Annotated in this window: 14 protein-coding genes and 2 tRNA genes; 5 read left to right on the forward strand and 11 right to left on the reverse strand. The window is 55.1% G+C overall.

The genetic code is table 11. The features are described from left to right. Window positions 1-200: 200 nt before the first annotated feature. The 4 genes from ispH to trmB form a co-directional block, all read right to left on the reverse strand. A complete protein-coding gene (gene ispH / locus A7P99_RS07805; RefSeq protein WP_067528630.1) occupies window positions 201-1,133 on the reverse strand; it encodes a 4-hydroxy-3-methylbut-2-enyl diphosphate reductase in 933 nt (310 codons plus the stop codon). A 31-nt stretch (window positions 1,134-1,164) separates the two neighbouring features. Beyond that, the gene (gene lspA / locus A7P99_RS07810; RefSeq protein ID WP_153705563.1) at window positions 1,165-1,671 is read right to left on the reverse strand and encodes a signal peptidase II; all 507 of its coding nucleotides are present in this window, start codon (window positions 1,669-1,671) and stop codon (window positions 1,165-1,167) included. Between the two features lie 139 nt (window positions 1,672-1,810). Beyond that, on the reverse strand, window positions 1,811-2,302 hold the full coding sequence (locus A7P99_RS09795; RefSeq protein ID WP_255361307.1) for a DUF4184 family protein: 492 nt from the start codon (window positions 2,300-2,302) through the stop codon (window positions 1,811-1,813). Between the two features lie 250 nt (window positions 2,303-2,552). Then, window positions 2,553-3,248 (reverse strand): tRNA (guanosine(46)-N7)-methyltransferase TrmB, encoded by a 696-nt coding sequence (gene trmB, locus A7P99_RS07820; RefSeq protein WP_067447972.1) that lies wholly within the window; start codon window positions 3,246-3,248, stop codon window positions 2,553-2,555. A gap of 152 nt (window positions 3,249-3,400) precedes the next feature. On the opposite strand from trmB, the gene recA reads away from it, so the two are divergent. Then, window positions 3,401-4,486: a recombinase RecA gene (recA, locus tag A7P99_RS07825; RefSeq protein WP_067528632.1), complete on the forward strand. Its 1,086-nt coding sequence runs from the start codon at window positions 3,401-3,403 to the stop codon at window positions 4,484-4,486. A gap of 308 nt (window positions 4,487-4,794) precedes the next feature. Here the strand turns inward: recA and A7P99_RS07830 are convergent. The 7 genes from A7P99_RS07830 to A7P99_RS07860 form a co-directional block, all read right to left on the reverse strand. Further along, window positions 4,795-4,883, reverse strand: a tRNA-Ser gene (locus tag A7P99_RS07830). 199 nt (window positions 4,884-5,082) lie between these two features. Beyond that, window positions 5,083-5,158, reverse strand: a tRNA-Ile gene (locus A7P99_RS07835). Between the two features lie 48 nt (window positions 5,159-5,206). Then, on the reverse strand, window positions 5,207-7,150 hold the full coding sequence (gene rpoD, locus A7P99_RS07840; protein ID WP_067528634.1) for an RNA polymerase sigma factor RpoD: 1,944 nt from the start codon (window positions 7,148-7,150) through the stop codon (window positions 5,207-5,209). Window positions 7,151-7,190: 40 nt separating this feature from the next. Continuing rightward, window positions 7,191-8,975 (reverse strand): DNA primase, encoded by a 1,785-nt coding sequence (gene dnaG / locus A7P99_RS07845; RefSeq protein ID WP_067447966.1) that lies wholly within the window; start codon window positions 8,973-8,975, stop codon window positions 7,191-7,193. 90 nt (window positions 8,976-9,065) lie between these two features. Continuing rightward, window positions 9,066-9,341 (reverse strand): oxidative damage protection protein, encoded by a 276-nt coding sequence (locus A7P99_RS07850; protein ID WP_049257916.1) that lies wholly within the window; start codon window positions 9,339-9,341, stop codon window positions 9,066-9,068. A 32-nt stretch (window positions 9,342-9,373) separates the two neighbouring features. Next, on the reverse strand, window positions 9,374-10,189 hold the full coding sequence (gene dapB, locus A7P99_RS07855; protein WP_067528636.1) for a 4-hydroxy-tetrahydrodipicolinate reductase: 816 nt from the start codon (window positions 10,187-10,189) through the stop codon (window positions 9,374-9,376). A gap of 36 nt (window positions 10,190-10,225) precedes the next feature. Next, complete coding sequence (locus A7P99_RS07860; protein ID WP_067448212.1) at window positions 10,226-10,612, reverse strand: outer membrane protein assembly factor BamE; 387 nt, start codon at window positions 10,610-10,612, stop codon at window positions 10,226-10,228. Window positions 10,613-10,699: 87 nt separating this feature from the next. On the opposite strand from A7P99_RS07860, the gene fur reads away from it, so the two are divergent. The 4 genes from fur to pncA all read left to right on the forward strand — a co-directional run bounded on the left by fur (window position 10,700) and on the right by pncA (window position 13,628). Further along, window positions 10,700-11,149: a ferric iron uptake transcriptional regulator gene (gene fur / locus A7P99_RS07865; protein ID WP_185737504.1), complete on the forward strand. Its 450-nt coding sequence runs from the start codon at window positions 10,700-10,702 to the stop codon at window positions 11,147-11,149. 44 nt (window positions 11,150-11,193) lie between these two features. Next, window positions 11,194-11,943 carry a leucyl/phenylalanyl-tRNA--protein transferase gene (gene aat, locus A7P99_RS07870; protein ID WP_067687148.1) on the forward strand — a complete coding sequence of 250 codons (750 nt, stop codon included), beginning with the start codon at window positions 11,194-11,196 and terminating at the stop codon, window positions 11,941-11,943. Window positions 11,944-12,140: 197 nt separating this feature from the next. Beyond that, window positions 12,141-12,962 (forward strand): 2,3,4,5-tetrahydropyridine-2,6-dicarboxylate N-succinyltransferase, encoded by an 822-nt coding sequence (gene dapD, locus A7P99_RS07875; protein WP_067447960.1) that lies wholly within the window; start codon window positions 12,141-12,143, stop codon window positions 12,960-12,962. Between the two features lie 69 nt (window positions 12,963-13,031). Beyond that, window positions 13,032-13,628, forward strand: coding sequence for a bifunctional nicotinamidase/pyrazinamidase (gene pncA, locus A7P99_RS07880; protein WP_067447958.1), 597 nt, complete (start codon window positions 13,032-13,034; stop codon window positions 13,626-13,628). The last annotated feature ends 106 nt before the right edge of the window (window positions 13,629-13,734 follow it).

Genomic DNA, 13,734 nt, shown 5'->3' on the forward strand with positions numbered 1-13,734 from the left:
TATAAAGAAATCAATGCATTTAGCTATGAATCTTTTATAACACAAACCAAACAAAGAGCTACCTAAAACCCATTTTCAGGCAACCTTTGCCATACTGGTTGCTTAAATCTGCCCTTACCTCAATACAGCCAAAACCAGAGTATCTGTTTTCCCGAGAACACAAACATTCCGGTATTACCTGCTGCCCAATCTGTCCACACTCACCCACGCAGTTCTTTGGGCAGCACAAACACGATGCCCTCTTTCTTGCCTTCCCTTTCCTGCACCGTTTCATAGCCCCAACTGTGCACGGTATCCACTACCTCTCGCACCAGCACCTCTGGTGCAGAGGCTCCAGCAGTAATCCCCACCCGCTCTTTGCCGGTGAACCATTCCTTTTTCAGGTAGCCTGCATTATCCACCATATAGGCATCCACGCCATGCTGCGCGGCCACTTCGCGCAAACGATTGCTGTTGGAAGAATTGGGCGAGCCTACCACCACCACCACATCGCTGGCCGCCGCCAGCTGCTTCACCGCTTCTTGACGGTTGGTGGTAGCATAGCAGATGTCTTCCTTGTGCGGGCTTCGGATATTGGGAAAGCGCGCCCGCAGCGCATCGATGATTTCCTTGGTTTCGTCAATCGACAGCGTGGTTTGGCTCACGTGCGCCAGCTTATCGGGGTTGTGTACTTCCAAATCGACCACATCCGCCGCCGTTTCCACCAAAAGCATACTGCCAGGCGGCAGCTGCCCCATCGTGCCTTCCACTTCCGAATGGCCAGCATGGCCGATCATGATGATTTGGTAGCCGTGCTCGTCCAATCGCGCCACTTCACGGTGCACCTTGGTTACCAGCGGACAAGTGGCATCAAACACACGGAAACCACGCTCCGCCGCTTCCTGCTGCACCGCCTTGGATACGCCGTGCGCCGAATAAATCAGTGTAGCGCCGGGCGGTACTTCCTCCAACTCCTCCACGAAAATCGCCCCTTTGGCGCGCAAATTGTCCACCACGAATTTATTGTGCACCACTTCATGCCGCACATAAACCGGCGCACCAAACAGCTCCAATGCCCGTTCCACAATACTGATGGCACGGTCCACTCCTGCGCAAAAACCGCGCGGATTGGCCAGCATAATGGTTTTCACCATGTTTTTCCTCTATGTGTGTCTGTTGCTATCTTTAGGTAGCTTGATTTCGCCTGCCCTGACAGAAACCGTCAATTACGAACAATACTGCGCCAATACAGATAAAACTATCGGCCACATTAAACGCCGGATAGTAGCGATTATTCCAATAAAACAACAAGAAATCGATTACATGCCCGTAGTTGATGCGGTCGATGACATTACCGATGGCGCCGCCGATAATCATCGCTGCTGCCACATCACCCAAACGGCCGAATTTCCCAGAACGGATACCCAATGCCAAATACAGCGTAACCACCGCCGCCAAGCCGGCAAACAAATATTTCTGCCAGCCTGAGGCACCGGCCAGGAAACTAAACGCCGCACCGGGGTTGTACACATGTGTCAGATCGAAAAACCCCTCGATAACCGGTTCGCGCCAGTTGAACACGATATGATCCAACACCCACAATTTGCTCCACTGATCGGCCACCACTACCAAAGCAGCCAGCAAAGCATACGACCACAGCCGGAACCACGAAACTTCTTTCATATTCATCATCACCTAACAGATAAAAAGTGGCTGCACTGTACTATAAAGCGCCTGCATGCAGCCAAACTTATGGAACAGGCTCCAGCGTCAAACAAACATCCCGCCTCTCTCAACTCCATTCAGGCTATAGCTGAAGCAACATCTTCTCCTACCAGACCATGAGCCGTAGACAGTACAAAAGTACAGCAAGACGAGCCAACGCAGTAAGAGAAGAGAAGTGCGTTAGCGATACCTGAAAGCAAAGCGCTGTGCAGAGTAGTAATAATCTGAGCACGCCGCAGTCGATGAGGCGGATTGTTTGCGTAGCGGCATGGGCCAGCGGTACGGGGACAGCGGTTTGCCAAAGTGCCCAGCCGGAGAACGTCAGCAGGGTGCAGCCTGCCCATGAAGAGGCTTTTCTGCTGCACGGTTTTGGCTGAGCGGTGCGGCCGACGGCGGGCGGTATAGAGCGCGTAGATGGCGAAACACAGCGGCAGGTTCGGCCACAGCAGATTGGCCAACTATGCCCGCCCGGCACTGCGCGGCCGTGCAGGAAATACACAAAATCCGGTGCGAGGCTGTCGATAACCATGGCTGGGAAGTGAACGCGGCGGCGGGTAAAGGGCAGCATGGCAACGGGGTGAGCAAGGGTGAAGGGCATGGTTGGGGAAGATTTGAAGGTATGGTAAGAAATTACCTGAAACTTACTTCATTCGTTTTCAGGTAGCTTTTTTGAGTTGGGTATGCGAATGCTAGTGTGTGGGCGCAAGATTATAGCTGAAACAATTATTTTTTTATACCAGGCGGCGAACCGCAGGCAGTATGAGTAATACGGAAAGCCAAGCCAACGCGGTATGAAGAGAGTAAGGGTTTTAGCTATGGTAAACCAAAGGCTACCTGAAACCCACTCATCAGCGTTTTTTAAACACCAAATCCCACACACCATGCCCGAGCCGTTTGCCGCGTGCTTCAAATTTGGTTTCGGGGCGGTAGGCGGGAGTGAGGGCATAGGCTTCAGCGGTGTTTTGCAGCTCGGGGAAACTGCCCAGCACTTCGAGCATCTGCACGGCGTATTCTTCCCAGTCGGTGGCGAGGTGGATGTAGCCGCCGCTTTTGAGTTTGGGCAGCAGTTTGGCCACGAAGGGGGCTTGAATCAGGCGGCGTTTATGATGGCGTTTTTTGTGCCAGGGGTCGGGGAAGAAGATGTGGATACCGCTTAGGCAGGCATCGGGCAGCATGGTTTCCACTACTTCCACGGCATCGTGGCGCATCACGCGGATATTGGCAATATCCTGTTCGGCCATGAGTTTGCACAAATTGCCCACGCCGGGGCCGTGCACGTCGATGGCGAGAAAGTCTTTTTCAGGTAGCCTTTTGGCGATTTCGGCGGTGGCAGTGCCCATGCCGAAGCCTATTTCGAGGATTTTCGGGGCTTCCCGGCCGAAGACGGCATTTAAATCAACGGGCGCGTGTTGGAAATCCAGGCCGAAGCGCGGCCAGTTTTCATCGATGGCGCGCTGTTGGGCGGGGGTCATGTGGCCTTGGCGCAAAACGAAAGATTTGATGCTGCGCGGGTGTTGTTCGTGTTGGGCATCGGATTGGGTCATGTTGGGTATCTGCAATGTGTGGCTCAAATGGCGCTATATTGCCAGCATCGGGCGGGGCGCTCAAGTTTCAACCGCTTCCCGACAAACACAGCGGCGGTGCTTTGTGCGATAATCCGCCAGATTTATTCACACTTCAGAAACAGGGATTGATTATGGCAGAAGCAAAAAACAAGGCAGATAAAGCGTCTACTCCTGAAGACGATAAGAAAAAGGCTCTGGCCGCCGCGCTGGCGCAGATTGAAAAGAATTTCGGCAAAGGCGCCATCATGAAGATGGACGGCAGCCATCAGGATGAAAACTTGGAAGTGATTTCCACCGGTTCTTTGGGTGTGGATTTGGCGCTGGGCGTGGGCGGTTTGCCGCGCGGGCGCATTGTGGAAATCTTCGGCCCGGAATCTTCCGGCAAAACCACGCTGTGCTTGGAAACCATCGCGCAATGTCAGAAAAACGGCGGCGTGTGTGCCTTTATCGATGCGGAAAACGCGTTCGACCCGATTTATGCGCGCAAGCTGGGCGTGAAGGTGGAAGAGCTGATGGTGTCGCAGCCGGATACGGGCGAGCAGGCGCTGGAAATCTGCGATATGCTGGTGCGCTCCGGCGGTGTGGATATGGTGGTGATCGACTCCGTGGCCGCGCTGGTGCCGAAAGCGGAAATCGAAGGCGAAATGGGCGACAGCCACGTCGGCCTGCAAGCCCGCCTGATGAGCCAGGCCTTGCGCAAGCTCACCGGCCACATTAAGAAAACCAACACTTTGGTGGTGTTCATCAACCAAATCCGCATGAAGATCGGCGTGATGTTCGGCAGCCCGGAAACCACCACCGGCGGCAACGCGCTCAAGTTCTACGCCTCCGTACGCCTCGATATCCGCCGCATCGGCCAGATTAAAAAAGGCGACGACATCCTGGGCAACGAAACCCGCGTGAAAGTGATTAAAAACAAAGTGGCGCCGCCGTTCCGCCAAGCCGAGTTCGATATCCTCTACGGCGAAGGCGTAAGCCGCGAAGGCGAGCTGATCGACTGGGGCGATAAAGTCGGCATCATCAAAAAATCCGGCGCGTGGTATAGCTACAACGGCGATAAAATCGGCCAAGGCAAAGACAACGTGCGCGTGTGGCTGAAGGAAAACCCGGAAGTGGCCGCCGAAATTGAAGCGCAAATCCGCAAGGAAGTCGGTATCAATATCGAGATTACCGAAGGGCAACGCGACAAGACCGACGGCGAACAGCCGGAAGAGTAAGTCTGCCGAAAAGGCTACCTGAAGATACCAAATGCAAGATTTTCAGGTAGCCTTTTTCATTTTAGCTTCGCAGAAGCCTTGCGCGAACAACTGCACCAAAGCGCCGCCCTGCTGCCGAAATGGTACAACAGGGGCTGGATAGGTAGTTGGAATAAGGAAAATGCACCTGAAATAAAAATGGGGCTACCTGAAATCACAGCTGCAACGCAATTAAAACTCACTTCGTGAAACTGCACTTTCAGGCAGCCTTTTGCAAGAGAGCAAAAGGCAATAAAAAACCTTTGTTTCGCAACAAAGGTTTTTCAATTTGGCGGAAGCGGTGAGATTCGAACTCACGGTGGGCCTAACCCACGACGGTTTTCAAGACCGCTGCATTAAACCACTCTGCCACGCTTCCAGTTTAGTGAAGCGCGCACTATACAGGTTTTTTGCGAATTTGAACAGCATTATTTTGTATAACTGTTCCAAATAGGAAGGGTACTGTGTTGGTTCGCCGATTTGTCTCATTTGGCCATACAGCAGGGTGGAGAAACCTTGCTTTTAGGCTGTTGCAATAGAAAACAGGCTGCAACTGCGTGCAGCCTGTTGGCTATTTTTGGTGGGTCTGGCTGGTCTCGAACCAGCGACCAAAGGATTATGAGTCCTCTGCTCTAACCCCTGAGCTACAGACCCGGCTAGAAAGGGCGGCATTGTACCGACAAGCCGCCGGCCTAGCAAGGATTACTGCTTGTTTTCCTCGCTGTCTAGGAAGCTGCGCAAGCGGTCGCTGCGGGTGGGATGGCGCAGTTTGCGCAGAGCTTTGGCTTCGATTTGGCGGATGCGTTCACGGGTTACGTCAAACTGTTTGCCCACTTCTTCCAGCGTATGGTCGGTGTTCATGTCGATGCCGAAACGCATGCGCAAAACTTTGGCTTCACGCGGAGTGAGGCTTTCTAAAACGTCTTTGGTGGCTTCACGTAGTCCGGAATACATGGCGGCATCGGCCGGGGCAATATTGTTTACGTCTTCGATAAAGTCACCTAAGTGGCTGTCGTCGTCGTCGCCTATAGGGGTTTCCATAGAAATAGGCTCTTTGGCAATCTTCATGATTTTTCGGATCTTGTCTTCCGGCATTTCCATCAATTCGGCCAGCTCGGCGGCGTCTGGGTCTTCACCGGTTTCTTGCAGATACTGGCGCGAGATGCGGTTCATTTTGTTGATGGTTTCAATCATGTGCACTGGGATGCGAATAGTACGCGCCTGGTCGGCAATCGAACGGGTAATGGCTTGACGTATCCACCAAGTAGCGTAGGTGGAGAATTTGTAGCCGCGCCGGTATTCGAATTTATCCACCGCTTTCATTAAACCGATATTGCCTTCCTGAATCAAATCGAGGAATTGTAGGCCGCGGTTGGTGTATTTTTTGGCGATGGAAATTACTAGGCGCAGGTTGGCCTGTATCATTTCTTGCTTGGCAGCGGCGGTTTCTTTTTCGTTCGCCACCATGTTTTTGCTGATTTTTTTCAGTTCCGCAATGGAAATCTGCGCGTGTTTCTCCTGTTCGATGAGAATATTCTGCTTTTCGATGATGGCATATTGGAAACGGCTCAGGGCCTCGCTCCACACATGGTTTTTGCTGATTTCGGCTTCCACCCAATTTAAATCGGTAATATTGGACAGGAAATTGTTGATAAAGTAATCGCGATCCATGTGTACACGGTTGAGGCAAATGTCGCGGATTTCGCGTTCCAGGCGGCGGATGCTGTCTACGCGAGTGCGCAGATTGTTGCTCAGAGTTTCAATCTGGCGGGTGGTAAAGCGTACATTAAGCAGTTGATCGGCAATATAGTTGCGCAGGTTCAGATAGGTTTTGTGCTGGCTGTGGTGTTTTTGCAGCGCAGCAATCATTTTCTGATAGGTAGCTTGGATGTTTTCAAAGTGTGCCAACACTTTTTGCTTGAGCTCTTCGAGGTTGGCGGCAGAGATGGCGCCAGTATCTTCTTCAGTACCTTCTTCATCTGCATTGCTGTCTTCGTTTTCATCTAAATTGGTATTGGGAGCCGCCTCTTCGGCTTTTCCCACACCGATGCCCAATTCATCAAGCAGCTCTTCGTGCGGGTCAATAATATCTTCCACCGCTTCGTCCACCCGGATTTCACCGTTGCGAATCTTTTCAATCAGTTCGAGGATTTCAGCAATCGAGCCGGGGCAGGCGGAGATGGCCTGAATCATGTTACGCAGGGCAGTTTCGATTTTTTTAGCGATAACAATTTCGTCTTCGCGTGTGAGCAAATCCACCTGCCCCATTTCGCGCATATACATGCGCACAGGGTCGGTGGTGCGACCGAATTCGGAGTCGGCGCTGGAGAGGGCGGCTTCGGCTTCGGCAACGGCATCGTCGTCGGTCATGTTGGCCGTATTGTCGGCCAACAGCAGGGTTTCGCTGTCGGGCGTTTCTTCGGTTACCTGAATGCCCAGGCCAGAAATCATATTGACGATGTTGTCGATCTGCTCGGCATCCGACATATCATCGGGCAGGGCGTCGTTGATTTCGGCGTAGGTGATGTAGCCGCGTTCTTTACCTTGCAGAATCAGCTGTCTGAGCCGTGCCCTTTGCTCCTCCGGCGTGAGCGGGCGGTTGCTTTCGTCTTGTTCTTCGGTGGCGGGGTTGTTCTGTTCGGACATGTTTCTCTCGTTGTTCACAGGTCGGTGTAATCGGCATTGCCTAAATGGTGCCGTTGACAGGAGGACGCCTCAAAAGCTCCAGCAGCAGTTTGGTTTCGTCATCGCTCAAGCCGTGTTCGATGCGTTTGCGTTTCAACGCTTCAACTTGCTGGGTTTTCAAGGCGTTCATCAATTTTTGCATACCCGATTGGAAATTCAGTGCGTCGGATTCGCCATCCCCCTCAAAGTGGGCGCTGTCCGTACCGGACTGCATGATGCGGCTGATATTGCCGTAATAGGGGGTGTTGCGCATGGCTTCCATCAATCCGGCACTGGATAGCGGCGAGCGGCTGCGGCGCACATGGGCGGCCATGACGCTCAGGCAGGCAAGGTCGGCATCCAGTTCCAGATGGTCGGGTAGGTCGATATATGTAGCCCATTGCGGATTTATCAATAGGCGGCGGATTTGTTGTTGCGCCAAGCTCAGCATTTGCGGCTGGCGGAAGGTTTGGCGCGGCAGGGTGTAGCGTTGCTGGGCAACGTGGCGTTTGGGGACTTCCTGCCCCATCAGATGCGCCAAATTGGCCGGATCGATGCCCACTAAGTTGCTCAGTTTCTGCTTGAGCAGGAAGGCGAGAGCGGGGGCGGTAATCTGGGTGAGCAGCGGGGTGGCGGTTTTCACCAGCTCGGCCTTCCCTTCTTGGCTGCGCAAATCGAGCTTGGCGGTGAGCGCGTCCCAAAAATAGGCGGAAAGCGGCTTGCTTTGGTGCAGCAGCATATCTTCAAAACGTTCCCGCCCGTGTTCGCGCACATAGCTGTCGGGGTCGTGGCCTTCGGGCAGAAAGAGGAAGTGTAGCGATTTGCCGTCTTTCAGTTGGGGCAGGGCGTTTTCCAATGCACGCCAGGCGGCTTTGCGGCCGGCCGCATCGCCATCGAAGCAGAAATAGATGCTGTCGGTTTGGCGCATCAGAATTTTAACGTGCTCGGCGGTGGTGGAGGTGCCCAGTGCGGCCACGCAGTAGCCGATGCCGAACTGCGCCAGCGCAACCACGTCCATATAGCCTTCCACCACCAGGATGCGGCCGGCTTCTTTCACAGCGGCACGGGCTTCGTAGAGGCCGTAGAGGTTTTTGCCTTTATCGAACAGCGGGGTGTCGGGCGAGTTGAGGTATTTGGGTTTTGAGTCGTCCAATACGCGGCCGCCGAAGCCGATAACCTGCCCGCTGCTGTTGCGGATGGGGAACATGATGCGGTGGCGGAAGCGGTCGTAGTGGCTGCCGTCTTTTTCAATCACCATGCCGCTGTTTACCAGTGCTTCGGAAGGGTAGGGGGTGAAACTTTGCGCCAGCGGCCGCCAGCTGTCGGGCGCGTAGCCTAGGCCGTAGTGGGTGGCGACTTCATTGGAGAGGCCGCGTTTTTTCAGGTAGCCTTTTGCTGCTTCGTTGGCGGCAAGCTCGCGGGTGTAGAAGGCAGCAGCTTGGGCGGTGGTTTCTTCCAGGGTTTGCTGGCGCTGTTTGCGGCGCGCGCGCGCTTCGGGGCTTTCCTGCCGGCCTTTTTGCTGCGGCACCACCATGCTGGCACGGTCAGCCAGATACTGCACGGCTTCGGTGAAGCCCAGCCCTTGGTATTCCATGACGAAACCGATGGCCGTGCCGTGTGCGCCGCAGCCGAAACAGTGATAGAACTGTTTGCTCGGGCTGACGGAGAACGACGGAGTCTTTTCTTTGTGGAACGGGCAGCAGGCCATGTAGTTGGCGCCGCCTTTCTTCAGCGGCACGCTCTCGTCGATGATGTCGACAATATCGGTTTTGGCCAGCAGCTCGTCGATGAATTCGCTGGGAATCATGGCGGGCCGGGGTTTCGGTAGGAAAGGTTACCTGAAAATGGGTTGGGGGAGTTTTCAGGTAGCCTCAATGCTGTGCGGACAGCTATGGGTTTATTTGGCAGGCGGAACGTAGCCTTGCACCACATCGGCTTCGCCGTCGCCGAAGAAGTAGTTCTCCATCTGTTGCGACAGATACTGGCGCGCGCGCGGGTCGGCCAGGCTGAGGCGGTTTTCGTTGATGAGCATGGTTTGGTGGCGCGTCCAGGCATCCCATGCTTCCTGCGATACGTTTTCAAAAATGCGCTTGCCCAAATCGTTGGGCAGAGGTGGGAATTTGAGGCCGGGCGCTTCTTTGCCCAGCTTGATGCAATTTACCATGCGGGTCATGTGCTTTCCTTTTCGGGTGGTGTGGATGAGGTTTAACGGTTGTTTAAGCCCAATACGTCTTGCATATCGTATAGGCCGGTGCGTTGCTGTTGCAGCCACACGGCAGCACGTACGGCGCCGGCGGCGAAGGTCATGCGGCTGGAGGCTTTGTGGGTGATTTCCACACGCTCGCCTTCGCCGGCAAACAGGGCGGTGTGTTCGCCCACGATATCGCCGCCGCGCACGGTGGCAAAGCCGATGGTTTGCGGGCTGCGCGCGCCGGTGTGGCCTTCGCGGCCATACACGGCGCAGTCGGCCAGGTTGCGGCCGAGGGCGCGGGCAATCACTTCGCCCATACGCAGGGCGGTACCGCTGGGGGCGTCCACTTTGTGGCGGTGGTGCGCTTCGATGATTTCGATGTCGTAGCCTTCATTCAGCACGCGGGTTACGGTGTCGAGAATGTGGAAGGTGAGGTTTACGCCGATGCTGAAGTTGGCGGCAAACACAATGCCGGTGTGTTCTGCAGCGGCAGCGATGGCGGCTTTGCCCGCTTCGTCGAAACCGGTGGTGCCGATAACCATTTTGATGCCGCGCTTGGCGCAGCGGGGCAAAAGGCTACCTGAAATATTGGGGCGAGTGAAATCGATGAGCACGTCGCAGTTGGCGAGCACGGCATCGATGTCGCTGCTGACGGCTATGCCCGTTTTCAAGCCGGAAGCATGGCCGGCATCCAAACCCAAAGCTTCGGAGCCTTCGTGTTCCAGCGCGCCGGTGAGCACAGCGTGCGGATTGGCCGCCACGGCTTCAACCAGCACTTTGCCCATGCGGCCGTTTACCCCGGCCAGGGCAACTCTAATGGTGGCAGACATAATATTCCTCAAGCGGGTAATATTCCTCAAGCGGGATTATTGTGCGGATTGGCCGGCAGGTGCGGCTTGCTGTTGTTGCTTGCGCAATTCGTCCAACACATCGCCTTCAGCTTTAACCAGGGAGTCGTTCGCATCGAAATACAGGGTGAGGTTTTTGCGTTCGCGCACTTTGCCGCCGCGGCTCACTTCAAAAACGTAGTCCCAGCGGTTGCCGTGCAGCGGGTCGCGCAGCAGCGGCGTGCCCAGAATGTGCTGCACCTGCTCTTTGCTCAAGCCTTGGTGCAGCGAGGCTACGGCCTGCAAATCGAGCTCGTTGCCTTGCACGATGGTGAGCTTGTAGGAGGGGAAGCGGGCGAGGCGTTCGGTGCTGCACGCGGCCAAACCGATGCAGGCAGCCAAGGCCAAATAAACGGATTTATTCACAAATATGCCTTTCAAGATAAATCGCGCACCGCCCCGGCTGAGTAATTTAAAGGTGGGCAAGTGCCTTAAAAATGCGTATTATAACGGTTGCTGACAAATTTGAGCGACAGAACATCATACATCATGGAAAACAATATTGCACAACTCAAAGGCAGCGGCCTGAAAGTAACCGGCCCGCGTTTGAAGATTTTGGATTTGTTTGAAACCCATGCCGAAGAGCACCTGAGCGCGGAAGACGTATACCGCATCCTCTTGGAAGAAGGCGTTGAAATCGGTGTGGCCACCATTTACCGCGTTCTAACCCAGTTCGAGCAGGCCGATATTTTGTTGCGCCACCATTTCGAGAGCGGTAAAGCGGTGTACGAGCTGAACAAGGGCGACCACCACGACCACATCGTGTGCGTGAAATGCGGCAAAGTTACCGAGTTTCACAACCCCACCATCGAAAACTTGCAAGGCAAAATTGCCGAAGAAAACGGTTACCTCATTGTGGACCACGCGCTGTATCTGTATGGTGTGTGCGGCAATTGTCAGTAGAAACACTTCTATAAAGCAGGCAGCAATATTTTCAGGTAGCCTCTATGGCTCAAAATATTCCTTTGCTACCGGAAGGCTGTTTGCAGTTTCCCGACCCGCGCTTGGCCATTGCCGAACACGATGGCTTGGTGGCAGTGAGCCGGGATTTAACGGCACAGCGGCTTTTGGCGGCTTATCAACAGGGCATCTTCCCGTGGTTTGAGGAGGATGGCCTGTTTTTTTGGTTTGCCACCGCACCGCGCACGGTGCTGCATCCTCAGCGGCTGCACATCAGCCGCTCGCTGGCCAAGACCATACGCAACTGGCATTATGCGGTAACGGTCAATCAAAACTTCCACGCCGTGATTTCCGCCTGCGCCGCCACGCCCAGGCCGCATCAGGGCGGCAGCTGGATCGCACCGGCGTTTCAGGTAGCCTACAACGAGCTGCACCGCATCGGCCATGCGCATTCGTTCGAATGCTGGTATCCCGATGAGGGCGGGCATCTGCTTTTGGCCGGCGGGCTTTATGGCGTGCAGATCGGGCGGGTGTTTTTCGGCGAGTCGATGTTTGCCTGGCAGAACGATGCCTCGAAAATCGCCTTTGCCCACGCCGTGCCGTTTTTGCAGCGCTGCAGCATCGCCTTGATTGATTGCCAGCAAGACACGCCGCATCTGGTGCGTTTCGGCTCGGAGCTGATGGCTTTTGACGATTTCCAGGCTGAATTAAACCGCCTGACCGCACAAACACTTGCCGAACCCATCGGCCAGCGCCTGCTCCAACAGCAGGGCGCGTGGTTCGGCAAGGAGGCGTGAGTGCCGAAACCGGTTCGCAAGAAGCGCGTTACATGGCACAATATCGGCTGTTTTAGATTACAGGCTACCTGAAAATTTCAGGTAGCCTCCCGCTTACTCTATGGCGGATAAACCTGCTTTCATGCCGGGCGGGCTATCATGCCGCGGCAAAAGGAAAGTGAATCCGCCGTATCACCCATCATCCACAAGGAGAAACCATGTCTCTACAAAACATCATCGAAACCGCGTTTGAACAGCGCGCCGAAATTACTCCGCACAACGTTTCCGCCGAAGTGAAGGAAGCTGTGCTCGATACGATTTATCAGCTCGATTCCGGCAACCTGCGCGTGGCCGAGCGGCAGGGCGTGGGGCAGTGGAAAGTGAACGAGTGGGCGAAAAAGGCCGTGCTGCTTTCCTTCCGCATTGCCGATAACGAAGTGTCCAGCGACGGCGTGAGCAAATATTTTGACAAAGTGCCCACCAAATTCGCCGATTGGATTCCGCAGCAGTTTCAGGTAGCCGGTTTCCGCGCCGTGCCCGGCGCCGTGGCGCGCCGCGGCAGCTTTATCGGCAAAAACGTGGTGCTGATGCCTTCTTATGTGAACATCGGCGCCTATGTGGACGAGGGCACGATGGTGGACACTTGGGCCACCGTGGGCTCTTGCGCGCAAATCGGTAAAAACGTGCACCTGAGCGGCGGCGTGGGTATCGGCGGCGTGCTCGAGCCTTTGCAGGCCGCGCCCACCATTATTGAAGACAACTGCTTCATCGGCGCGCGTAGCGAAATCGTGGAAGGTGTGATTGTGGAAGAGGGCAGCGTGATTTCCATGGGCGTGTATATCGGCCAATCCACCAAGATCTACGACCGCGAAACCGGCGAAATCCACTACGGCCGCGTGCCCGCCGGCTCGGTGGTGGTGTCAGGCAGCCTGCCGGCTAAAGACGGCACGCACAGCCTCTACTGCGCCGTGATCGTGAAGAAAGTAGACGCGCAAACTCGTGCAAAAACCAGCGTGAACGAATTGCTGCGCGGCGTGTAGCTTGCCGGATTTTCAGGTAGCCTGTTTGCAAGAAGGCTACCTGAAAGCTATTTAACTTAGGAGAAAACCATGCGAGCCCTTCTTCTTGTCGATATCCAAAACGACTTCATGCCTAGCGGCCGCCTGCCTGTGGCCGAAGGCGATGCCATTATCGAGCCGGTAAACCGGATTATCGGCGGCTATCCGCTGGTGGTGGCCTCGCAAGACTGGCATCCTGCCGGGCACGAGAGCTTCGCCTCCGCCCATGCCGGTAAAAAACCGTTCGACATCATAAACCTGCACGGTTTGGAGCAAGTGCTGTGGCCGGATCACTGCATTGCCGGCAGCAGCGGCGCAGCGTTCCATCCCGAGCTCAACACCACGCCCATCGCCGCCGTATTCCGCAAGGGCATGGACAAGCACACCGACAGCTACAGCGCGTTTTACGATAACGGCCGCCGTAGCAGCACCCAGCTTGCCGCCTACCTACGCGCCCACGGCGTAACCGATATTGACGTGGTGGGGTTGGCGGCTGATTTCTGCGTGTATTTCAGCATTGCCGACGCGCTGGCCGAAGGCTTCCGCGTGCGCCTGCTGGAGCACGCAACCCGTGCTATCGATGCCGCAGGCTTCGCCGCCAAAAAAGCCGAGTTGCTGGCGCATCCGAATTTTTCGCTGGCCGATTAGTTTTGGTTCGAGTTTTTCAGGTAGCCTCTGCGTTATCAAAGGCTACCTGAAAAATTTTAGCTAACGCTGCATCTGACAGCCGCCCGCGCTTTCAGGTAAAATCCGC

Source organism: Eikenella sp. NML120348, from assembly GCF_001648435.1.
Lineage (GTDB): Bacteria > Pseudomonadota > Gammaproteobacteria > Burkholderiales > Neisseriaceae > Eikenella > Eikenella exigua.